This window comes from Capnocytophaga sp. ARDL2 (assembly GCF_041530365.1).
GTDB lineage: Bacteria > Bacteroidota > Bacteroidia > Flavobacteriales > Flavobacteriaceae > Flavobacterium.
Genome location: NZ_CP168034.1, coordinates 1,726,780 through 1,750,342 on the forward strand (window position 1 = coordinate 1,726,780; position 23,563 = coordinate 1,750,342).

The following is a 23,563-nucleotide window of genomic DNA, read 5'->3' on the forward strand; positions in this document are numbered from 1 at the left end:
AAAAGCAATTTAGAATAAATAAAGTTGTCTGTGTTTAATAATACATTTACAAGTTGAATCAGTCCTTTTGTAAATTAATCCGTTGTGCATTTTAAATTATACTTGCTTTAATTTTATTTATTTCCTTTTTTAATACAAATTTTGTTAATGTATTGAATTAAGGCTATAGCAGTTATTTTACTGATAATTCGTGTTTTAAAACTGTTGAATGATTTTGGATAATTTCTTCTACAGAACAGATAATGAGTAATTTATACCCAAGATAATGGATTTATATGATAAAAAAGATTTCGTTTTCTTTTGTTGTAAATACTCCTTTATTATGTTGGTTTTTAAAAAATTAGGTAGTTTTCTAAACAACTGCATTTCACTATCAATACTTAAATGTTCAACAATTAAATTCAAACTCACAAGTTATAAATCACTCATTTTTGGCTTTCTCCTTTGATAAGGTAAAAGCTGATGAGGGAAAAACTTTTTTAAAACTTCTAAAATTCTTTCGTATATTTAACTTTGTTGAATCTTCGATTTGTCCTAAGTTGTTCATTTTTGATTTGTTTTGGCGAACTAAATATACAGATTTTCAGTTAAATGAATAACTTTTTTTAATTATTTCATAATGCACAACAGGTTAAATATACTCTTTTCGGATTATTTTATATCAAAAACATTTTTATAAAACAATTTAGAATAAATAAAATTTCTTTATCTTTGCAATCGAAAAAAATATTCTTTATAAAAATGAACAAAAACCCCTTTATATTGATGAGTTTGCTTTCGGTGCCAATGATTTCTTTTGCTCAAGAGGAATTGATGGAGGACGAAAGTGAAGTGTTGGACGAAATTATTATTTCTACACAAATCGAACCGCAATCGTTGAAAAAAACGGTGCATAATGTTCGTATAATCAGTAGTGAGGATATTCAAAATCAGGCGGCTAATCACTTGGGTGATGTGCTCAATCAGTACCTGAAAATCAATGTGATGCCCAATACTGGGCAGGGGCGTTCAACGGTAGCATTGTTTGGATTGGACAGTCAATATTTGAAAATCTTGGTGGACAATGTACCTATGGTTAGCGATTCGGGTGTGGGAAATGCCATCGATTTAACCCAAATCAATCTAAATGATGTGGAACGCATTGAAATTGTGGAAGGTAGTATGGGAGTAACACACGGTGCTAATGCGGTTTCTGGAATCATCAATATCGTAACCAAAAGGAAAATTTCGACTAATTGGCAAATCAATACTTCGATTATAGAGGAAACTGTCGGAAAGGAATATGCGTGGTTTGACAAGGGAAAACACATTCAGAATTTGAAAATTTCAAGAAATTTTTCAGACAAATGGTTTGTGTCTTTTGGGGGAAGTCGCAATCATTTTTTAGGATATTTGGCTGACAATCACTCGGGAATTGATATTGAGGAAAATAAAGAACGAGGTTTTGAATGGTTGCCGAAAAAAATTACTACAATCAACGCGTTGGCTTCTTATACAACCGAAAAATCAAAATGGTTTTATAAGGCGGATTATTTCACTGAAAGAATACAATTTCACAATTCCATTGTCAAACAACAAGACAATTATCCCTTCGATCCCATTTTATTGGCAGATGACCGAAATTATCTTACACACAGAATGTATCATCATGTAAATACCAATGGAAAATTGTTGGGAAATGCAGATTATAATCTATCGATTTCATATCAAAAACAAACTCGTGATTTTGAGGATTATCAATATTTTTTTTCTGAAAAACAGAAGCAAAATTTTGATAGAAATACCTACGAACAAACAGAGATTTTATATTCCACAGGACAACTTTCCAATTTTATTCCTTCGGAAAAATATGCCTTGCAAGTGGGATATGAATTGGTCAATCAGCAGTCGTTTGCCTCGGGAAAATCTGGTCTTTTTCGCAATGATAACAATCAATTGATTGATGTAAATGCACGATTTGAAAATTATGATGTTTACAGTGTTTTGGAATACAAACCTACCGAAAAATGGACGGTACGACCTGGAGCAAGGTATTCGTTTCAGTCGAGATTTGACAATCAATATTCCATTTCGTTGGGTACTCGATATGGAATGAATGCTTTTACAGAGTTTCGTTTGGGATTGGGGAAATCGTATCGAACGCCAAATTTTACCGAAATGTACACCTATTTTATAGATAGTAATCACCATTTGGAAGGGAACAAAAATTTGACACCAGAGCAAAGTTTATCGGTAGAGTTGAATGTAAAACATCAGTGGAATGACGATTTTTACAAACCTTTTCGTTCGCAAATTACTTCGTCTTACATTAGTGTAAAAGACAGAATTTCAATGGCGTTGGTAGGAGTAAATCCCACTTGGCAGTTTAAATACATCAATATCGATAACTACAATATGTGGAATACTACACTCGAAAATTCATTGATTTTCAGTAGGGGAGAGGTTCACGCAGGATTGTCTTTGTTGGGGATTTCGCAACAATTATCTATGGGGCAAGTAGCCACAGAAACGGATTATTTGTTTACCTATCAAGCCAATGCAAAATTTGTTTATAAAGAACCATTGACCCAAACACAATGGGCAGTGTATTTCAAACACCAAGGCAAACAACCACAATATGTGTTGAATACAGACGAAAACAATCAACCTGTATATAAACAGGCCGAAACCGCTCCGTTTACTTGGCTCGATGCCTCGATTACCAAAAAATATTTAAACGATAAATTGTGGTTTACCGTAGGAGCAAGGAATTTATTGAATATCAAGAGTATTCGTACACAATTACCTGCTAATATCGGTCATAGTGGCGGTGGAAATGCTATGGCAATGGGGTATGGAACATCGTTTTTTGTAAAAGCGGAGTATCAGTTGAATTTTTAAAACATCAATACAATGAAAAACTATATAATACTTAGTTCGTTGATTGCAACTACAATAATTAGTTGTAAATCTGATGATAATTCGGTAAAAAATAACATTGCCGTATCTTTTGAAAATCCGTCGGTAAATGCAAATCAAGAAACCACCGAAGTGAAAATTTTGTTTTCAAAACCTACTTCAGATGCAGGTGTTTTGCATTTGACATTGACTGAAACGAATGCAGTGTACGGAACTGATTATACCACTGCTCCGTCGGCAAATAATCAATCGTTGCAAGTGCCGTTTCAAGCAGGAGTACAATCGGTAAGTTTTCAGTTTGTAAGACAAAACGCATCAAATACAGGTAGCGTAAAAGTTGCCATTCAGAGTATTGCCTCTAACGGAATTTATCAAGTGCAAGGAAATACTTCCACCCAGATTTCTTTGTCAGAGTCGAGTTCGCTTGGTGGAGTTATTGCCCCCGAAGTTGGCGGTTCTACTCAACCCAATCGAGTGTATATCGACTTGTCTGACAATAGTCAGAAAGGCTATCGAAGAGACCAATGGGATTTAGGATTTTACAGCGGAAACGAATACCGGGTAATCCTAAATAATAGTATGAAAATGGCTGTAAAACAATTGAATACCAATGATATTACACAAATGGTAAGCATTGACGAAGCCGTAGCAGTAGGAACATTCCTCGAGTCGAATATGGCATTTGTCGATCATCCCAACGGAGCGATTTCACAAACAGCAATAGCAGAAATTTCAGCCAATGCAGATGAAAATAAAGTGTATTTGCTCAATTTAGGAAATGCAATTCCAACAACACCAGCTTCGGCAGGAGCGGTAAATGTAGCAGGAGATGCAAGGGGGTGGAGAAAAATAAAAATCAATCGAGCAGCTAATGGGTATCAGTTGTTGTATGCCGAATTGGGTAGTACAACTTACCAAGAGGTATCCATTCCAAAAAATACCACACATAATTTCTCGTTTTTTAGTTTGCAAAACAATCAAATCGTAACAGCAGAACCAGAAAAAACGAAATGGGATTTGTGTTTTTCCACTTTTACAAACGAAGTAGAAGGATTTGGTTCGTATTTCTTTTCAGATGTGATACTTTCCAATCATAAAAATGGGGTAGTCGCATATCAAGTGAAAGAAGAAAATGGCGTTTCGTATAATTCTTTTACAGCATCACAAATAGAGCAAAGTAAATTTCAAACTAGCGAAGCCAAAGACCAAAGAGCCATTGGTGCGAGTTGGCGAAATACCCAACCTTTGGAATTGTATCTCGATGTGTTTTATGTGGTAAAAGATGTACAAGGAGCAGTGTACAAATTGAAAATCACTCAAATGCAAAACAGCACCAACGAAAGAGGTTATCCAAAAGTGCAATATAGCAAGTTGTGAGAACGATGAAAAAAACATCGCCAAAGTATTCAACAAAATGCTTGATACTTTGGCGATGTTTTATTTAGTATTTTTAGTATTTTTGTGAAATAATTTTTTGAAAATGTCTATTCAGGTAAAAAATATATCAAAAGTTTATGGCGAGCAACGTGCATTGAACAATGTGTCGTTTGACATAAATAAAAATGAAATCGTAGGTTTTCTTGGGCCTAATGGAGCAGGAAAATCTACGTTGATGAAAATAATGACTTCATATATTTCGGCTACGGATGGAGAAGTTTTTATCAATGGAAAAAAAGTGGGAACTGAAGATTTGTCTATCAATAAATCGATTGGATATTTACCAGAACACAATCCGCTTTATACAGAATTGTATGTAAGAGAATATTTAGAGTTTAATGCAAATATTTATCAAGTTTCCAAAAATAGGATAGAAGAAGTAATCAAAATTACAGGACTGACTCCAGAGGCTCACAAGAAAATTGGTAGTCTATCAAAGGGATATCGTCAGCGTGTTGGTATTGCATGTGCTTTGCTACATAATCCTGATATTTTGATTTTGGACGAACCTACCACAGGATTAGACCCTAACCAATTGATAGAAATCCGTCAGTTGATCAAAAATATTGCAAAAGACAAAATCGTTTTTCTTTCTACACATATTATGCAAGAGGTAGAGGCTATGTGCAATCGAGTGATTATCATCAAAAAAGGAGAAATAGTTTCAAATTATTCTTTAACAGAGTTACTGCAAAATGAAGAAAATCAGACGGTTGAAGTAGTATTTGATGTGAAAATTGAAGAACAATTCTTAGGAAAATTGCCACATTTGATTCAATTGAAAAATGTACATGGTAATGAATGGGAATTGGTATTTTCTACAAAGGACGATATGCGATCAAAATTGTTTGATTTTGCTATCGAATTGGATGTAAAAATTCTTTCAATGAATTTGAAAAATAAAAAATTAGAAGAAATATTTAGAGAAAAAACAAGCTGAAAGTAAACAAGGGAATTGAACGATAAAATTCAATTCCCTTGTTTTTTGGAAAATAATATAAAAATTACACTTACTGCTTCTTAACCACAAATTTATTGTAAATCATCAACGAAATAATAGAAACCATTCCTACTCCAAGGATTACCCACCATATTTTATTCGGTTGATAATGTTCCCAAAGCATATCGGTCATTTCCCAATGTGATAATTGTAATTTTTGTTCGGCTAAAGTAAAATATTCACTTTTTGTAAATGGTACATTCAATGATGAAGTGTTTTTTCCTATGGAAAGTGCGTATTCGTTTACTTTAGTAGGAATTTCCTTCCAATTGACATCGGCGTTTTTTAATCCGAACATTTTTTCAAATTCAGAAATTTTCATTCCCAAAACCTTTGATGCTTCCTCTATATAAGTTTCTTTTGATGTAACCTCAGGCATAGCGATATTTCGACGATTCATTTCAGTTTGCAACAGCGACAATTTATCCGACCATTTTTGATACAAACCACCTGAGATGAAACCAGTTACCCAGTTACCTACAGCTACTGGCAAAAAGTAGGTTCCTTGATACAATCCTTCTTTTCCTTTTGGAGTAATCGTTGCAATAAACGAAGATAGGGTAGGACTACTCATCATTTCTCCTATGGCAAAAATCATAGTTCCGATGATACAAAACCACACATTGTTGAAATAAAATGTCAAACAAACTCCGATAGTTGCAATGATAGCTCCTCTGATAATCGAACTAATATGAGGCAAATTGATAACCATATACGAAATGGCTACTTGTAAACAGATAATCATAAAGGCATCGAGATTGGTAAACCATTCGGGTTTTACTTGACCATTTTCAGTCAATAAATTGGCTAAAAACGGAAGATTTGCATTGATCCAATCACTTATTACGGCAGAATTGATCCAATCGGCAATAAAATTGGGTAAAGTATAAAACAATTGATTGAACATTGTCCAAAATCCAATCATCAACAATAATAATAAAGTTAACTTTTTGTCTTTCAAAGCTTTCACAATATTTAGCACCGAATTTTTCAGTTCAGTAAGTAAAGGAGTTTTGTATGTTTTTTCAATTTTGGGTTCTTTGTAAAACAGAAGTACAAACAGCAAATTGATACCAATAACCACAGCTGCTTGAATAAAAATAATTTTCCAACCAAATTGTGTACGCAAATACGACGAAGCAGCAGGACCTACAAATCCTCCGATGTTTACCATCATGTAAAAGATTCCGAAGCCCATAGTACCAGTGGTTTCGTCGGTGTTTCGGGCAATGATTGCCGAGGCAACAGGTTTAAAAAATGCGGCTCCGATAGCTACCAACATGAAAATCATATACATACCGAAATAGGTATTGACTTCGCCCATGAGATAATAGCCAACAATCATTATGGTGTAAGCAATGACCAAGGATAGTTTGTAACCAATTCTATCGGCAATTACTCCAAAAAATAAGGGTAAAAGATATAAGATAGCAGTTACATTTCCCATAATTGCCCCTTTTTGAATGTGGTTAAATCCAAGACCACCTTCGTCTGTAGAGGCTACAAGGTACAGTCCCAACAATCCAAAGATTCCGTACCACGCCCAGCGTTCCATAAGTTCCATAAAACTAGCCAACCAAAAATTCCCATTAAAGGATTTTAGTGAACTGAGCAATGAAGTTTTGTTTTGATTTTGCATAAAATTATCTATTAGAAAAAATGTCCGAAAATAGTTGAATTGATTAATTTTCGGACATTTTAATTATAAGTTGATTATTTATTGTTTACTTCACAGGAATATTTTCTAATGTTTGTAAAACAAAATTCCAATATTTTTGAACCGAAGAAATTTGTACTTTTTCCTCTGGCGAGTGAGCTCCTTTGATGTTTGGACCAAATGAAATCATTTCCATTTCAGGATAGTGTGTACCTAAAATTCCACATTCCAAACCTGCGTGACAAGCCACAACTCTTGGTTCTTCTCCGTTGATTTTTTGATACAATTCTCTCATTACTTTCAAGATAGAAGAATTAGGATTTGGAGCCCAACCTGGATACGAACCTGAAAATTCTACTTCACAACCCATCAATTCAAAAGCAGAGCGAAGAGAATTTGCCAAGTCAAATTTTGATGATTCTACAGACGAACGCGTCAGACATTGAATTTGCAATTCTCCATTACCAACTCTTACTTTTGCAATATTGTTTGAAGTTTCAACCAAATCGTCAAAAGCTGCACTCATTTTATAAACACCATTATGGGCTGTGTATAAGGCTCTTACTAAATAAAATTGAGCTGCAGGAGTCATTACTTTTGCAGGAACTTCTTCTTTGCGTTCAAATAAAATTTGCATTTCTGGTTCTGTTACCGCATATTCCTCTTTGATTTCTCTTACAATTTGTTGCATATCAAAGATAAACGCCTCGTCATACACACCTGCAATGATTACTTCGGCTACACTTTCACGAGGAATCGCATTGCGTAAACTACCTCCGTTGATACTTGCTACTTGTAATCCAAAACCATCAAAACCGTTGAAAATAAGACGGTTCATAATTTTGTTGGCATTCCCCAATCCTTTGTGAATATCCATCCCCGAATGACCACCTTTTAAACCTTTCACAGTGATGGTATAAGCCACCGAATTTTCAGGAGTGTCTTCCTCAGGATATTCGGCTTTGGCAGTTACATCTACACCACCCGCACAACCGATGTCCAATTCATCGTCTTCCTCCGTGTCTAGGTTTAACAAAATATCACCGCTTAAAACACCTGGTTGCAATCCCATAGCACCTGTCATCCCCGTTTCTTCGTCGATAGTAAACAAAGCTTCTATTGCAGGATGCGGAATATCAGTCGAAGCTAAAATAGCCATAATCGTAGCAACACCAATTCCGTTGTCTGCTCCTAAAGTAGTGCCTTTTGCTTTTACCCAATCGCCATCAATAAACATTTCGATACCTTGAGTATCAAAATCAAACTCGGTATCGTTGTTTTTTTGATGAACCATATCCAAATGCGACTGTAAAACCACCGTTTTTCTATTTTCCATTCCTGCGGTTGCTGATTTTTTAATCAAAACATTTCCCACTTCGTCAACAGTAGTCGGCAATCCCAATCCGTTACCAAATTCTACCATAAAAGCAATCACTCTTTCCTCTTTTTTAGACGCACGAGGTACAGCGTTTAGATTTGCGAAATAACTCCACAAACTCTTTGGTTCTAAATTTTGAATATCTGTATTCATTTTTTATTTTATGATGTTTATTATTTTATTTTATTGTAATTCCCTATTTATAGAGAGAATTTCTCAGAAAATAGCGTAAGAATAAGTCATGCTAAAATCTAATTGATTGATATTTGTAATTGGAGTCATAGCTTATGATATTTTTACAAATGTAATGAATTTATTCATAAATAGCTATACAAATTTGGAAGTGGAAAATGTGGAAAAATAAAAAAAATCCCTATCCAAAAAAGAATAGGGAATTTTTGTATAAATAGAAAAATGAATGTATTACAAACTTTCAATGATTTCGTTTAAAGTAGTACTTGGACGCATCGCAGCTGAAGTTTTTTCTGCTGATGGTTGGTAATATCCTGCAATTTCTTGTGCTTTACCTTGCGAACTAATCAACTCTTCATTGATTTTAACTTCATTTTCAAGCATTTGTTTAGCAATTGGAGCAAATTTCTCAGCCAATTCATTGTCTTTTGATTGATTTGCCAAAGCTTCTGCCCAGTACATTGCCAAATAGAAGTGAGAACCACGATTGTCGATAGTTCCTAATTTTCTACCTGGTGATTTGTCTGTATCCAAGAATTTGTCATTAGCTTCGTCCAAAGCGTCTGCCAACACTTGTGCTTTTGTGTTGTTTTGCGTTTGAGCTACATGTTCTAATGATGCTTGTAATGCCAAGAACTCTCCTAATGAATCCCAACGCAAATATCCTTCTTCTTTAAATTGTTCGATGTGTTTAGGAGCCGAACCTCCTGCACCTGTTTCAAACAATCCACCACCGTTCATCAATGGTACAATCGACAACATTTTTGCAGATGTTCCAACCTCTAAAATTGGGAATAAATCTGTCAAATAATCTCTCAATACATTTCCTGTTACTGAAATTGTATCTTCTCCTTTGCGGATTCTTTCGATTGAAAATTTACATGCTTCGATTGGTGATAAAATGCGAATATCCAATCCTGATAAGTCAAATTCTGGTAAATATTTGTTTACTTTTGCAATAATTTCTCTATCGTGAGCACGGTTTTCATCCAACCAGAAAACTATAGGTGTGTTTGATAATCTCGCTCTGTTTACTGCCAATTTTACCCAATCTTTAATAGGTGCATCTTTGGTCTGGCACATACGGAAAATATCTCCTTTTTCAACAACTTGTTCCATAAAAACTGTTCCGTTGGCATCTACTACACGAATTGTACCGTTTTCAGTAGCTTGGAAAGTTTTGTCGTGCGAACCATATTCTTCAGCTTTTTGAGCCATCAATCCCACATTTGGCACAGATCCCATCGTTGTAGGGTCAAAAGCACCTTTTTTCTTACAATCTTCGATTACTGCTGTATAAACTCCAGCGTAATTTCTATCTGGAATCAATGCGAAAGTATCTTGTTGTTTTCCTTCTTTGTTCCACATTTGTCCAGAAGTACGAATCATTGCTGGCATAGAAGCATCAACGATTACATCAGAGGGTACATGCAAATTGGTTATTCCTTTGTCTGAATTTACCATTGCCAAATCTGGCCCGTTTGCAATTGCAGCGTCAATCGCAGCTTTGATTTCGTTTTCTTGAGCCTGTCCTGCGATTTTTGCGTACAATTCACCCAAACCATTGTTTGGATTGATACCCAATTCTGCAAATAATGTGGCGTATTTCGTGAAAACCTCTTCAAAATAAACAGAAACAATAGCTCCGAAAATAATAGGGTCAGAAACTTTCATCATCGTAGCTTTTAAATGTACAGAAAGCAATACACCAGCAGCTTTTGCCTCTTCTTTGGTTTGTTTTACAAATGCTTTCAACGCATTCAAATTCATCACTGAAGAGTCGATAACTTCACCAGCTTTTAATGGAGCCAAACCTTTCAATTCTTTTACTGAACCGTCAGTTCCAACAAATTCGATTTTGAATTGTGTATCATTTTCAACAGTAACTGATTTTTCAGTCCCATAAAAATCTCCGTTTTCCATGTGAGCTACTTTAGTTTTAGAGTCTTCAGACCAAGCTCCCATTGAATGTGGATGTTTTTTTGCATAATTTTTCACAGCTTTAGGTGCACGACGATCAGAGTTACCCTCACGCAACACTGGGTTTACAGCCGAACCTAAAACTTTTGCATACGAAGCTTTGATTGCTTTTTCTTCCTCTGTTTGTGGATCTGCTGGATAGTTAGGTACAGCATATCCATGAGCTTGTAATTCAGCAATAGCAGCTGTCAATTGAGGAATGGAAGCCGAAATGTTTGGTAATTTGATGATATTTGCTTCTGGAGTTTTTGCCAATTCGCCTAATTCAGCCAAAGCATCACCGATTTTTTGGTCTTCTTTCAAATATTGAGGAAAGTTAGCTAAAATTCTACCTGCAAGAGAAATATCTTTTGTTTCAACATCGATATTTGCTGTAGAAGTAAATGCCTGAACGATAGGCAAGAAAGAATAAGTTGCCAACATAGGCGCCTCATCTGTCAATGTGTAAATGATTTTTGATTTAGACATTATCGTTAAAAATTTTTTATTACAAAATAATTGTTCCGCAAATATAGTGAAATATGTTATTTTATGCAAAAAATAGTTAGTAGAGAGAGTAGAGAGTAAATAAATTTCGTTTCATTGTCTCGTTATATAGAAAAATGAAAATGCGTAGCATTGAATAGTTAATAACCAATGAGATAAAATTTTTTTTCAAAAAAAATAATGAAAAGTGTTGTGAGTAAATATTTTTTTAGTAATTTTGCATCAGAAAAATAAAGGCCTCGTGGCGCAACTGAATAGCGCATCTGATTACGGCTCAGAAGGTTACAGGTTTGAATCCTGTCGAGGTCACTACTTTTTTTCGGCCGCGTGGCGCAACTGAATAGCGCATCTGATTACGGCTCAGAAGGTTGCAGGTTTGAATCCTGCCGCGGTCACTGAAATCAAAAACAACCTATTGATTTTCAACAGGTTGTTTTTTTTATCTATTAATTGGCAAAGTTTAAAATTTAATGAATTATTTTATTTGTTATTACGACAAAAGGAGAAATCTTTTTCAAAATCAACAAAATAAAAAGATTATTTTTTAGACAACTTCTTTTTATCTAATAATTCTAAAACCTTTTACTTTTTTCAACAATTGTTTTTGTTCTTTTTTGGTTAAAAGCATACAGCTGGTACTCAATGCATTGCAAATTGTAGCGTTTTCACCAACATTAGTTATAGATTTCCAAAGTCGAGTAGGGTAGCCAGTTCTTGCGTCGATGATGTGCGAATATCTCGTGCCGTTGATATAAGCATATTTTTGATAATCTCCAGAAGTAGTAACAGCTCCTGAATTTAATCGTACAATTTTTTTGATTTGATTTTTCTTTTCAGGGTGTTGTACGCCGATATTCCAAGTTTTTTGATGGGGCGGATTTCCCATTACAGTAATATCTCCTGCCGCATTGACCATAGCAGATTGTACTCCAAGATTTTTTAGAATAGCTAAGGCATTGTCGGCAGCAAAACTTTTTCCTATTGAGTCAAAAGTGATTTTCATCCCTTTGTTTTTCAAGAAAATTGTTTGATTTTTTGAGTCGATTACAATGTTTTTGAAATTGACATTTCTCTTGGCAAATTCAATTTCTTGAGATGTGGGAAGAGTGTCCATAGTACCGTCAAATCGCCAAATTTTGTCCATAGAAGCAATGCTAATATCAAAAGCTCCGTTGGTCAATTCGGAAAAATGATTGGCTATTTTTGTTAAAAAAATTAATTCTTCCGAAACTTTCACAGGTTGAATCCCCGCATTTTGATTGATTAATGAAACCTCTGATGTTGATTTGTAAGTAGATAACATTTCTTCTAATCTCACAATTTCAGCTATAGCCAAATTTATTTTTGAATGAGCGTTTGTTTCTTTATCATCTACAACGGAAATCTGAAATTTACTCCCCATTAATAAGGTATCTCTTGTAACCAATATTTGTGAAAATGATGATATAGAGAAAAACGCTAGTAAAAATAAAATGATAGGTTTCATCAATAACAATCTGTTTTTATTTGTTGATTTTCAATATAATATTCCAAAGAATAACCGTTGATTTGTGCAATGATTTCTAATTCTTCTTGTACATTTTTCCACATTGAAAGCGAACCGCAAACCATAACAACTGCTCCGTTTTTCAATAATTCAGCCAATTCGTTTTGGTCGTTTTTGATGAGATGTATTACATATTGTTTGTCTTCAATTCGTGAATAGGCAAATTGCAATTTGGTGAGTTTTCCTTTGGAAATTTGTTGTTCCAACCCTTGTTTTATATTTTGAATAAAATCGGTAGGTTGTTGAAAACCAGCATACAAATACATCGGTTGTTTATAGTTATTTTCGTATATCATTCCCAAAAATGGAGCAATACCAGTTCCGTTGGAAATACAGATTACTGATTTATTTTTTGGGAAATGAAATTTTTGATTATCAATGATTTTTGCTTCAAATTGTTGGTTTGTTTTCAAATTGTAAAGGTAATTTGACCCCAATCCTTTTTCGTGTAATTTCACTAAAAGAAACAATTTATTGTCTATTTTTGATACAGAATATAAGCGCTGGATATGATTATCAGAAGGATAAATTGCCAATAAATCTCCCGATTGAAAGTTTGCTTTGGTTTGTAATTCTATGCTAAACAAGTGATCTTCCGATTGAACTTGGATATTATTTTTTACTAGAAAGGATTGTTTTTTGGTGCTTTCACAGTTGAATAAAGCTGGAGTTGTTGCAATAGTTGATTGATTTTCAATATTGTATTTTTCTACCCATTGAGCAAATTCTAAAGGATTTTTATCATTGATGTAATGAATGGGGATACTTTCTTTTGCCCAATTTAACTTTTGTAATTCATGGTTTACTTCTTTAGCAAAACTACAAAAATTTTCATATTGAGTAGAACCAAATCCTACTACTGAAAAACGAATTTCTTTAGATGTTTGTGTGTTTTTTAATTTATTTATCAATAAATTGGCATTGCTTGGTGCATCGCCTTTACCATAGGTTGAAGTGAAAATTAAAATTTCTTCTATCGAATTTCCCAGTTGAAAATGATTTGCCTCTTGAATAAAAACTTTTTTTCCAATACTATTTGCTTGATTTTGAAAGTTTTTGGCAAATATCCACGAACTTCCGTTTTCGCTACCAACGAGCAATAGGGAAGTGGCTTCGGCAATTGAAAAAGGATTGTCTTTTTGTTTGTTTTTTGTTCGTTTATAAGTGATTACAAATCCGCTGTAAATAAAAAACAATAATTGAAGAGAGGCAATTCCAATGATCAAAGACCAAATGCTGTTGATTTGACCTGTGTGTAAATCAAAACTCCATTTTCCAAGAATTGTCCATTTAGAATATTGACTTTCAGAAATAATTGTTCCGTCAATTTGATTTACTGTAAATTGACTTGTTTTTGTTTTTACCTTGAAAACTTCATCGGCACTATCGTCAAATGGGAGTTCAATTTTTTCAATATCAGCCAAGTACAAATTTTTGAAAGCAGGATAATCCTTCAAAGGCAATCGTTGTTTTTCATTTGATGAATATTCAACGAAGTCAAATTCTTTTTCTTCTGGTAAATATTCAAAGCGTTGAAGAAAAAGGTAACTTCCTGTAATAGATATTATTAAAATAGGAATTAAGGTCAATCTTCCTGCTAAAATGTGGTAAAATTGTTCCCAAAAATCGGTTTTTATTTTGTCGTACAATCCTCGAAAACCTGTAGAGCGTTTTACCAACAATGCCGTTCCAGAAAGAGCGATGAGTACCAATAAAATAGAGAAAATTCCAACGATAAATCGACCTGTTTCGTGTAAAAATAACGAACGATGCAAATGGGTAATCCACTGCATAAATTCGGATTTTTCAATTGGATTTGCAAGAAATTCGCCCGTGAGGGGATTTGCTATTTTTGTAAAATCATTTTCCTCTTCATCAAAGCCCTTAATCGTTACAAATTGATGATTATCAACAGAAATTTCCAACAATTCTGGGTGAATTTCTTTTAGTTTTGACAAAGAATGAGCTACGGTAATCGTGTCGAAATCCGCTGTTTTGTACGGAAGGTTTTTCTCTTGAATAGGCTCAATAGACAAAATGGCTCCTGTAATAGAAGCCATTACAATAAATAGAAAAGAGACGATTGCTAACGCTAAATGTGTTATTCGCCAGATTTTTAACATAGGTTATATTTTACTCAACTTTACATATCGGATGTATCCTGTACCATCCGTTTTTTTAGTTAAATCGTTGGTTGTTAATGGAATTTCTACATCAGTTGTATAGTAATTTCTTTCCTCAACAGCTGATTCAAATCTCAATTTATATCCTTTGTTTAGTTTTGATTCGTCGATAGTGAGTGTTACTGTGCTACGATCACCCGCTGCAATCGAAGCTTCCGGTGATTCCGTTGAGATTTTCTTTTTTGTTGAACAAGTTTTTGTACCAAACTTTAAATCCGTTGTACCATTCTTTGTCTTTTCCCATCATGTAAACGGTTTTTTCGTATTTACCTTTTGGGTCGATTAACGATACTACAATATACGCTTCCAAGCCTTTGTAGTTGGACATTTGTAGCATACATTTATATTTTGCATTTTGTGCAAAGGCCGATATACTAATTGTAAATAACGCTGTAAATACAGCTGTTTTGATGATTGATTTCATATTTTTTTATTTAAAAAATTACTTTAAAAATGACAAATCTGCTTTTTGTGCTTGTAATAGTTCGTTTTCCATAGCCAAATCATAAGCCGTTTCGTCCATTTCGGTTTTGATTTTTTTATTACTGCCAATCGAAACCAAATATTTCAAAACTTCAACATTTTTGGTCATAGATGCCGCTTTGTGTAAAGCTGTCATTCCGTTGTCGTCTTGCAAATTGAGGTCAATGTTTTTATCTTCCAATAGTTTCAATAAATCCAAATCGTCTTTTACTACAGCTAAATGATACAACGAAATTCCATTGTGTGTTTCGTTGAACGGAACTTTGCTCAAATCCAACACTCTGATTTTATCTTCAAAATCTTTGTTGTTTTCATTAGGGCGAGGTTTTTTATAAGACTGTATCAATGCAAAAGCTAAATTTCCGTTTTTAGAAATAATGTTTTTGTCTGCACCAATGCTCATCAACATTTCTGCAATATGAGTTGTACCGTTTTGAAACGCCGAATACAAAGCCGTTTCTCCTTTTCTATTAGCAGTATTGATATCTTTTACATACGGAACCAATGATTTCACCAAGCCATAATCTTTAGAGTGCATAGCATTGGCAAATACGGTATTACCATTTTTGTCTTGAGCATTTACATCAATTTTTTTATCTAAGAAATACTGTACGATTTCTCGTTGATCTTTCTTTTTTACCAATAGATGCAACACAGTTTCTTGATTGTCGTTTGTAGCCAATGGGTTTAAATTTATTTTTTCTACCAAATATTGATAAGTTTCTATTTTGGGAGAAGCAAATCGAGTACCTTGGGCTGCGAAAAACAAGGCTTGATTGGTAGGTTTTACACCTTTTTCTAAAAGATTGTTCAAAATATCTACATTTCCCATGCGACAAGCATAGTCGAAAACTGTGCGATTTTTGTCGTCAATATCTTTTAATGAAAGTCCTTTGCTTTGCAAATAGTTAGCAACCAAACTGTTTTTGTCAAACGCACTTACCAAATGCAAAAGAGTAGCTCCGTCTTTGTATCGTTGGGTTGGCTTTACCCCAGCATTGAAAAGCATTTCGTAAATTTCAATGTTTAGCTGACCATTTCCAGCGGCAAAGCTAAGTGGAGTTGCCTCTTTATCGTCGGTAGCGTGAATATCCGAACCTTTTTCCAACAAGTATTTTACCAAAGCAACATTACCTTTGTTTGCTGCCCAGTGGATGTACAAACGACCGTCGTGAGTTTGTTTGTCTATGCTATTTCCAGGTTGATCCATTAGATAAGTAATAACCTCTAAAGGAGCATCGTTGTTGATAGCTATACTTACGACATCGTGATTTCCGGCGTTGGCATCTGCAGGATTACTGCCTTTGTTTATCTCAGCTTTTACGGTTTCGATAGACGGTTTTTCTTTCCAAAAGTTACCGTTCAATAAGGTATTTTGCTGAGCATTTGCCCACATAGAAACCCATAATGCCAAAGAGAGAACTATTTTTTTCATGAATAGTATTTTATTTAGAATAATTTTAAGATTGACAAATTTAATTGAAATAATTCTAATTTAAAAAACAAAAGGATACATATATGGAGTATTTAACTATTATTTATCAAAGTAACTAAATTATAATGATTTCAATAAAATATAAAAGTCATTACCTATGTTATCAACAAGTTTTAATGAGCCAAATGTGTTGATATGCCCACGATCGTTATATATCAGTGTATCATTATAATATCCATTTTTTTTCTGAATTAAAAATTTTACTTTTAGAAATATCGAAAGAAAAACATTAGGATGCCTGTTTGTTAATTTTAGTATAGCCTCTCTATTATTATCACATATTGAATAATTATATTTAATACCAGAACTCAGAAATGGATAATTTTTTAAGGGATGTCTATTCAAAACTGGAAATGTTGAAAATAATATCAATTTTTGTTTATTATTTAATTGTTGAGCAAAATAATCTATAGCATTATAAATATTATCATTTGAATAATCATCAATATTCAATCAAATATATCACCAAGTTTTACTATTTTTCCTTCATAATGAGATTATTTACCATTTTGAGGTTTGTCTAATAAAAGAGGAAGTTTTTTATATTCTGTTTATCCCCAGTGCCATAAATATAATGAATATGAAAGCTCACCTTCAAATACTAGTAGTTTATATGAAAATAATTTAGACACGAATGAATCATTGAAAATAAGTAGATTAGCCATTGCAAAACATAGTATTAAAGCAATAACTCCAGGAAAATTTGAATATTCATTTAAAATAAAAAAACAAAAAATAATTAATAATAAATTGACTATAGAAATATATTGTTGTTAAATAATGAATGTGATTTTTTATTTGTGAAAAAATGAAGCATGAAAAACACCTATAAAAAAAATCGGATATTCTGCTTATCAATAAAAAATATACAACTTGTTGTTGATCAAATAATAAAATAATGGATGATGTGGTAATGGAGATGGTGAATATTACAACTAATGAAATTGAATTGAGATGATTTTTGAAAAAGTAAATTGCAAAAGGTGAAATCAAATAAAATTGCATTTCAATCGAAAGAAACCAAGTATGTAAAAAAGGATTTTCTATTGACTGATTTCCAAAATATGAATCCCTCTATTTGCAAAGAAAATATTTGACCCGAAAAAGAAAGCAGAAAGAGAGCTTTTTTTGAGGTTTTCTATATCGGTGTATATAAATATAAGTGAACTAACAAAAGTAAAGACAATCAATTAAAGTAATACGCAGGAAGTATTCGATTGAATCTTTTTTTGAAAAAATCTTTAATAGTGAATGCATTTGAATCTATTCGATTTAAAGTTAAATATGTAATAAAATAACTATAAATTACGAAAAATAAATCAACTCCCATAAAACCTTATGGTAAAATAGTTTTATTCAAGTGAAATACAATACACTAAAAGAAAATCCAATGCTCTATATCCTTGAATACCTTCTCTATATTTCATATTGTATAGTATAAAAAAACGCAACCTCTTTAGAAAGTTGCGTTGGTAGTAGCGGGAACAGGACTCGAACCTGTGACCTTCGGGTTATGAGCCCGACGAGCTGCCTACTGCTCTATCCCGCGATATTCGATTGCAAATATACAACAGTTTTTTCAATTGACAAGAGATATTTGTAAAAAATATTGAAAAAAATATTATTCTTTAGTTTTAATGGTTGAAAAATAAGAAATAACACTAAAAAGAAAGTTTATTTTTAGGTATATAGTGTTGACCATTACTAAATAAAAAAAGCTGAAAATAAAAAAAAACTCCCTCAAACAAAGTAGGAGGGAGGTATTTTGTGGAGTCGCAGGGAATCGAACCCTGGTCCAAACAAGCAATCAAAGAGCTTTCTACATGTTTAGTTGTTATTTAAATTTTCGTCGAATTGCTTGACTAACAACAATCACAACTCGCTTAGTTTCTAAAAATTTCAAAAGATGTTCGAAACACTAATCTTTCTAGATTTACATTTACGGTTCTCCTGTATCGGACGCCATAAATCAAGGCTTCCGAGGAGAATTTAGCTTTCCTATCTTATAGGACGAGGCCAGTTCTTACTATGATTCAGAAATTAGGCAGCCAAAGCGTAATTTTCTTCGCCGTTTAAAAAGTTCCATTCATGAGATTTACGAGCTGTAAATGAGCGCTCGACATGCTTACTGTTCAATTCCACTCGCTGTCAAAACCGATCGACCCCAAGTGATATTGGGTAGTGGGGAGAGCAGGATTCGAACCTGCGAAGGTTTCCCAACGGATTTACAGTCCGTCCTCGTTGGCCGCTTGAGTATCTCCCCATCGCAATTTTGCGGAGGCAAATATAATAATTTTATTTGATTCCTACAAATCGTCTCTTAAAACTTTTATAGGTTTTTTGTTTTCGTCGATAGCTACGAAGGTAAACATTCCTGTAATTGCTGAATATCTCACCTCTGAATACATTTCTTCGATGAATACCTCTATCGAAACTTTCATACTTTTGTTTCCTACTTCGGCTACTTTTCCTACCAATTCTACGATAGTTCCCGCTGGAATTGGATGGTTAAAGTCGATTTTGTTTGACGATACCGTTACCATTCTCTGTCTTGAAAAGCGAGTAGCTGTGATAAAGGCGATTTCGTCCATCATCAACATTACTGCTCCACCAAACATAGTATCGTAGTGGTTGGTGTCGCTCGGAAATACGGCTTTGAATACGCGTGTTTCCGCTTGTGCAATTCTTTCTTCTATTGTCATTAGCTATTTTCTTTTATGCTTCACATGATGAACATACCACCAAGTTGTTTACCATTTCTTTTGATACACTCTGACTGCGTTGATAGTACAATGTTTTTACTCCCAATTTCCATGCTTCAATCAACAATTTGTTTACATCTCTGATTGGTAAACTTGCAGGAATATTGATGTTCAAACTTTGTGCTTGGTCTATGTATTTTTGACGAATCGACGCTTGAAGGATAATTTCGTACTGACTCAATTCTTTGAATGTTTTAAAAATATCTTTTTCCTCTTGTGTCAATTCTTCCAAATGCTGCACCGAACCGTGGTTGAGCATGATACTTCTCCAAGTTTCTTCGTTGTCGATGCCTTTTTCTTCCAACAATTCTTTTAAGTACTTGTTTTTACGCATAAAGTTTCCTTTTGCCAAACCAGCCTTATAGTAGTTGCTACTAAATGGCTCGATACCTGGTGAAGTCTGTCCCAAAATAGCCGAACTCGAAGTAGTAGGGGCTATTGCCATTAAAGTGGTATTTCTGCGTCCGTATCCTTTCAACAATTCTGGTTCACCGTAGATTCTTGCCAAATCTTGAGAGGCTTTCAATGATTTTTCCTGCAATTCTCTAAAGATTTTATTGGTCAAGTTTTTCGCTTCCATACTTTCAAAGGCAATCTTATTTTTTTGCAAGTAAGAATGCCACCCCATTACTCCTAATCCTAATGCACGGTGATTTTTTGCAAAATTGTGTGCAGATGCCAAGTAATAGTTTCCTTCTGTTTTTGCAATGAATTCAGACATTACCGCATCAAGGAAATAAGTAGCCAATTTTACAGCTTCTGTATCTTTCCATTCGTCGTATAATTCCAAGTTCATTGAAGACAAACAACATACAAAAGATTCTTCTTTTGAAGAAGGCAATGCGATTTCGCTACACAAGTTACTTGCATAGATTTGCATTTCTTTGTCTTTGTACACCTCTGGTTTGTTTCGGTTGATATTGTCTGTAAAGAAAATGTAAGGCAAACCTTTTTGTTGTCTCGATTCCAAAACTTTTGCCCATACTTCGCGTTTATCCACATCACCATCAATCATATCTTGCATCCAATAATCTGGCACACAAACTCCGTAGAATAAGTTTTGGATAGGATTTCCTATGTTTTTGATTTCCAAAAACTCTTTAATATCTGGGTGGTCGATGTCGAGATAAGCAGCAAATGCACCTCTACGCACACCACCTTGACTGATGGTATCCATTGCGGTATCAAATAGTTTCATAAACGAAACTGCTCCCGAAGATTTACCATTATCAGTTACGGCACTACCTCTTTCTCTCAATTCTCCAAAATATCCCGAAGTACCGCCACCGATTTTTGTTTGCATGATTACCTCACCCAATTTGTGAGTAATTCCCTCGATGTGGTCTGGTACATACACATTGAAACAAGAAATAGGCAATCCTCTTTCTGTTCCCATATTTGCCCAAATAGGTGATGAAAGGCTCATCCAACCTTTTTCAATCATTTCTATAAACGCATCAGCCAATTCTGGTTTGTACAATCTTTGAGCCGCTGCAGTTGCTACACGCTCGATGGCTTTTTGAGTCGTTTCTCCCTTCAATAGGTAGCCCCTGTTCAATATTTGTTCGCTTTCTTCATTCAGCCACCACAATCTTTCCATAGTCATTTTAGTTTCTTTTTTGGGGTTAAAATAAATCGTTTGCTGTAATACTCTTGTCGTGTTTTGTATATTCCACAGGCCTTTTTGCAAAGAAATCATCTAATGTATTTGAGAAAACTTCTTCTTCAAACCATACCATTGGTTGATATTCTTCGTTGGAAATGTTGTAAATTTTGTCCATTCCAATTTTTGTTAAACTTTCGTCTAAACGGAATTTCATAAAGTTCAACAAATTTGCCTTTGAAACAGTATCCAATTCTCCTAATTCAAAAATCCAATCCAAGATTTCTTCTTCAATTTGGATAGATTCTTTTACAATAGTTTGAATTTCTTCAATCGCCTCTGAATCGAAAAAGTCAGGGAATTCTTCCTTGATTTTATTTACTATATAGATACCAGCGTTTGCATGTAACTGCTCATCAACCGAAGTCCAAGCGATGATATTGCTCACATTTTTCATTGCACCTTTAAAGCGAGTAAATGATAAAATAATTGCAAATTGGCTAAATAAAGAAACATTTTCGATTAATATGGTAAACAAAATCAACGATTTCAAATAATCTTTAGGATCTTCTGCCTTTGCGTGTTTCAATGCGTTTGACAAATAGTCGATACGCTTGCTAATCGCAGGAATTTCAATTACTCTTTCAAATTCGTTGTTGTATCCCAATACTTCCAACAATCGAGAATAAGCCTCTGAGTGTCTAAATTCGCATTCTGCAAAGGTAGAACCCAAGCCGTTGAATTCTGGTTTTGGCAAGTGCAAATACAAATTTCCCCAGAAAGTTTTTACATTCACTTCGATTTGAGCTATTGCCAACAAACATCTCTTTACAATTTCTCTTTGTTCAGGAGTTAGATGTGAGTGAAAATCTTGAATATCGGCTGTAAAATCCACTTCCGAATGTACCCAAAACGATTTGTTGATAGCGTTTACAAAATCCATGATTTCAGGGTATTCAAATGGCTTGTAATTCACGCGTTTTGTAAAAATACTCATAGCTTTTTGTTTCTTTATTTTTTCTTTTAAACTATTGATTTTTATAGTATTAAAAGTTTTTTTGTTAGTAAATCTATTCTTTTCCAATGGAAATAGCCTCGACAAAGCACACCTTATTTCCGAGTGTAAAATTATTAATATTCCTACGATGTTTTCAACAAGAAAACTATTTAATTATAAACAAAATTTGTTGATAATTTTTTCTACTTATTTTTCTCCTTTGATTTCTATTATTTTACAATGGATTGCAGATTTTTTTAGATTGATTTTTTTTTTTTTTTTGAAAAATAAATTTGTTTTTGATGAAAAATTTTTATATAGTTTAAAAAATTTGGGTTGATTCAATATTTAAAAGGAAATTATATAGATTTGTCAAGTATTTTACTCTATTGCTAAACATTTTTCAATAGGTAGGAAATTTTTATTTGGATAAACGTTTTTATTCTAATGATATTTACCAAATTTATGAGAATGAATAGTGCAAATTTCTATCTTGTTGTCATAAGCAAAATCGGGAGGAAATTACGAAGCGAGAGAAAACGAACCGATTTTTTTACAAAGATTTTATCTTATACAGAATAAAATCAACGGAAACTTTTACTAAAAATCTCAGTTTCCATATTTTTTAACTACTTTTGCAGAAAAATAATAATACGAAATGAGTAATAACGATATATTAAAAAAATTGCGAGTTGCTTTGCAATTGCGTGACGAACAAATTGTTGAAATCTTACAATTGGTTGATTTTAGAGTTTCCAAAGGTGAAATTGGAAATTTTTTTAGAAGCGAAGATCATCCGAAATATGTTGTTTGCAAAGATCAAATTTTGAGAAATTTCCTCAATGGTTTGGTGATTTACTTACGAGGAACTAAAGATGAACCCAAAAACCCAATGGAAGTTTTAGTAGCAAACAAAGCTAAAATTTCTCCAACTCCTCAAAAGAAAATAGCACCTTCAACTGCAAAGAAAAAAGAACAAGCAACCAAAGAATTTAATCCTGCTAATGCGATTAGATTTAAAAATGGTAAAAAGAAATAATATTTTTCTGATATTATTTTAATGATTTTATCGTTTTTTAGTAAAAAAGTTGCTATTTTTGAATAAATATACATTAAACTTTGAATTATGGAACTTTCTGATTTTTCTAATTTAATAAAAACGATTGTCATTTTATTGTTTATCTATTATGCAATAAAATTTTTTGCAAAATTTTTTGCAAAATTGTTTGCTCCTTATTTTGTCAATCGCATGTTGAAAAAAATTCAACAAAAGTTTGAAAATCAAATGAATCAACAACAACAACAATATAATAGAGGACAATCTACCAATAATTTTAATAGACAACAGAATACAAACTCTTCTTCTACATCAAAAATCGAGTTTAAGGAAAAGAAAAAAGTAGGGGAGTACATAGATTTTGAAGAAATAAAATAAAAAAAGCTGTCATTACGACAGCTTTTTTATA

14 protein-coding genes, 4 tRNA genes, 1 other RNA gene and 3 pseudogenes are annotated in these 23,563 nt (G+C 33.4%); 7 read left to right on the plus strand and 15 right to left on the minus strand.

The window, feature by feature from the left end:
* Positions 1–91: 91 nt before the first annotated feature.
* A pseudogene (locus tag AB4865_RS08760) lies at positions 92–230 on the minus strand (IS982 family transposase); the annotation flags it as partial.
* Between the two features lie 54 nt (positions 231–284).
* Positions 285–507: pseudogene (locus AB4865_RS08765) on the minus strand (IS982 family transposase); the annotation flags it as partial.
* A 234-nt stretch (positions 508–741) separates the two neighbouring features.
* Here AB4865_RS08765 and AB4865_RS08770 point away from each other — a divergent pair.
* From AB4865_RS08770 to gldA, 3 genes are all read left to right on the plus strand, one after another.
* Positions 742–2,880 carry a TonB-dependent receptor plug domain-containing protein gene (locus tag AB4865_RS08770; protein ID WP_372472898.1) on the plus strand — a complete coding sequence of 713 codons (2,139 nt, stop codon included), beginning with the start codon at positions 742–744 and terminating at the stop codon, positions 2,878–2,880.
* A 12-nt stretch (positions 2,881–2,892) separates the two neighbouring features.
* Positions 2,893–4,275, plus strand: coding sequence for an HmuY family protein (locus AB4865_RS08775; RefSeq protein ID WP_372472899.1), 1,383 nt, complete (start codon positions 2,893–2,895; stop codon positions 4,273–4,275).
* A 103-nt stretch (positions 4,276–4,378) separates the two neighbouring features.
* On the plus strand, positions 4,379–5,275 hold the full coding sequence (gldA, locus tag AB4865_RS08780; protein ID WP_372472900.1) for a gliding motility-associated ABC transporter ATP-binding subunit GldA: 897 nt from the start codon (positions 4,379–4,381) through the stop codon (positions 5,273–5,275).
* A 70-nt stretch (positions 5,276–5,345) separates the two neighbouring features.
* Here the strand turns inward: gldA and AB4865_RS08785 are convergent, their stop codons facing one another.
* The 3 genes from AB4865_RS08785 to AB4865_RS08795 all read right to left on the minus strand — a co-directional run bounded on the left by AB4865_RS08785 (position 5,346) and on the right by AB4865_RS08795 (position 11,013).
* On the minus strand, positions 5,346–6,974 hold the full coding sequence (locus AB4865_RS08785; protein WP_372472901.1) for an MFS transporter: 1,629 nt from the start codon (positions 6,972–6,974) through the stop codon (positions 5,346–5,348).
* A gap of 85 nt (positions 6,975–7,059) precedes the next feature.
* Positions 7,060–8,523: an aminoacyl-histidine dipeptidase gene (locus tag AB4865_RS08790; protein ID WP_372472902.1), complete on the minus strand. Its 1,464-nt coding sequence runs from the start codon at positions 8,521–8,523 to the stop codon at positions 7,060–7,062.
* A gap of 270 nt (positions 8,524–8,793) precedes the next feature.
* Positions 8,794–11,013, minus strand: coding sequence for an NADP-dependent isocitrate dehydrogenase (locus AB4865_RS08795; protein WP_372474898.1), 2,220 nt, complete (start codon positions 11,011–11,013; stop codon positions 8,794–8,796).
* Between the two features lie 250 nt (positions 11,014–11,263).
* On the opposite strand from AB4865_RS08795, the gene AB4865_RS08800 reads away from it, so the two are divergent.
* A tRNA-Arg gene (locus AB4865_RS08800) sits at positions 11,264–11,337 on the plus strand.
* Between the two features lie 12 nt (positions 11,338–11,349).
* A tRNA-Arg gene (locus AB4865_RS08805) sits at positions 11,350–11,423 on the plus strand.
* A gap of 164 nt (positions 11,424–11,587) precedes the next feature.
* Here the strand turns inward: AB4865_RS08805 and AB4865_RS08810 are convergent.
* The 10 genes and pseudogenes from AB4865_RS08810 to AB4865_RS08855 form a co-directional block, all read right to left on the minus strand.
* Positions 11,588–12,514: an FAD:protein FMN transferase gene (locus AB4865_RS08810; protein WP_372472903.1), complete on the minus strand. Its 927-nt coding sequence runs from the start codon at positions 12,512–12,514 to the stop codon at positions 11,588–11,590.
* Positions 12,514–14,697: a PepSY domain-containing protein gene (locus tag AB4865_RS08815; protein WP_372472904.1), complete on the minus strand. Its 2,184-nt coding sequence runs from the start codon at positions 14,695–14,697 to the stop codon at positions 12,514–12,516. Before AB4865_RS08815 ends, AB4865_RS08810 begins: the two co-directional genes overlap by 1 nt.
* 3 nt (positions 14,698–14,700) lie before the next feature.
* Positions 14,701–15,181, minus strand: a pseudogene (locus AB4865_RS08820) (DUF2271 domain-containing protein).
* An 18-nt stretch (positions 15,182–15,199) separates the two neighbouring features.
* Positions 15,200–16,675: an ankyrin repeat domain-containing protein gene (locus AB4865_RS08825; RefSeq protein WP_372472905.1), complete on the minus strand. Its 1,476-nt coding sequence runs from the start codon at positions 16,673–16,675 to the stop codon at positions 15,200–15,202.
* 1,536 nt (positions 16,676–18,211) lie between these two features.
* Positions 18,212–18,284 (minus strand) — tRNA-Met (locus AB4865_RS08830).
* 216 nt (positions 18,285–18,500) lie between these two features.
* Positions 18,501–18,901: a transfer-messenger RNA gene (gene ssrA, locus AB4865_RS08835) on the minus strand.
* Positions 18,902–18,917: 16 nt separating this feature from the next.
* Positions 18,918–18,998, minus strand: a tRNA-Tyr gene (locus tag AB4865_RS08840).
* 43 nt (positions 18,999–19,041) lie between these two features.
* Positions 19,042–19,437: an acyl-CoA thioesterase gene (locus tag AB4865_RS08845; protein WP_372472906.1), complete on the minus strand. Its 396-nt coding sequence runs from the start codon at positions 19,435–19,437 to the stop codon at positions 19,042–19,044.
* Between the two features lie 13 nt (positions 19,438–19,450).
* Positions 19,451–21,103, minus strand: coding sequence for a ribonucleoside-diphosphate reductase subunit alpha (locus AB4865_RS08850; RefSeq protein ID WP_372472907.1), 1,653 nt, complete (start codon positions 21,101–21,103; stop codon positions 19,451–19,453).
* A 19-nt stretch (positions 21,104–21,122) separates the two neighbouring features.
* Positions 21,123–22,097, minus strand: coding sequence for a ribonucleotide-diphosphate reductase subunit beta (locus AB4865_RS08855; RefSeq protein ID WP_372472908.1), 975 nt, complete (start codon positions 22,095–22,097; stop codon positions 21,123–21,125).
* 658 nt (positions 22,098–22,755) lie between these two features.
* Here AB4865_RS08855 and AB4865_RS08860 point away from each other — a divergent pair.
* Together AB4865_RS08860 and AB4865_RS08865 are read left to right on the plus strand one after the other, a co-directional pair.
* Positions 22,756–23,136 (plus strand): DUF1456 family protein, encoded by a 381-nt coding sequence (locus tag AB4865_RS08860; protein WP_372472909.1) that lies wholly within the window; start codon positions 22,756–22,758, stop codon positions 23,134–23,136.
* Between the two features lie 87 nt (positions 23,137–23,223).
* Complete coding sequence (locus AB4865_RS08865) at positions 23,224–23,532, plus strand: DUF4834 family protein (RefSeq protein WP_372472910.1); 309 nt, start codon at positions 23,224–23,226, stop codon at positions 23,530–23,532.
* Positions 23,533–23,563: the final 31 nt, after the last annotated feature.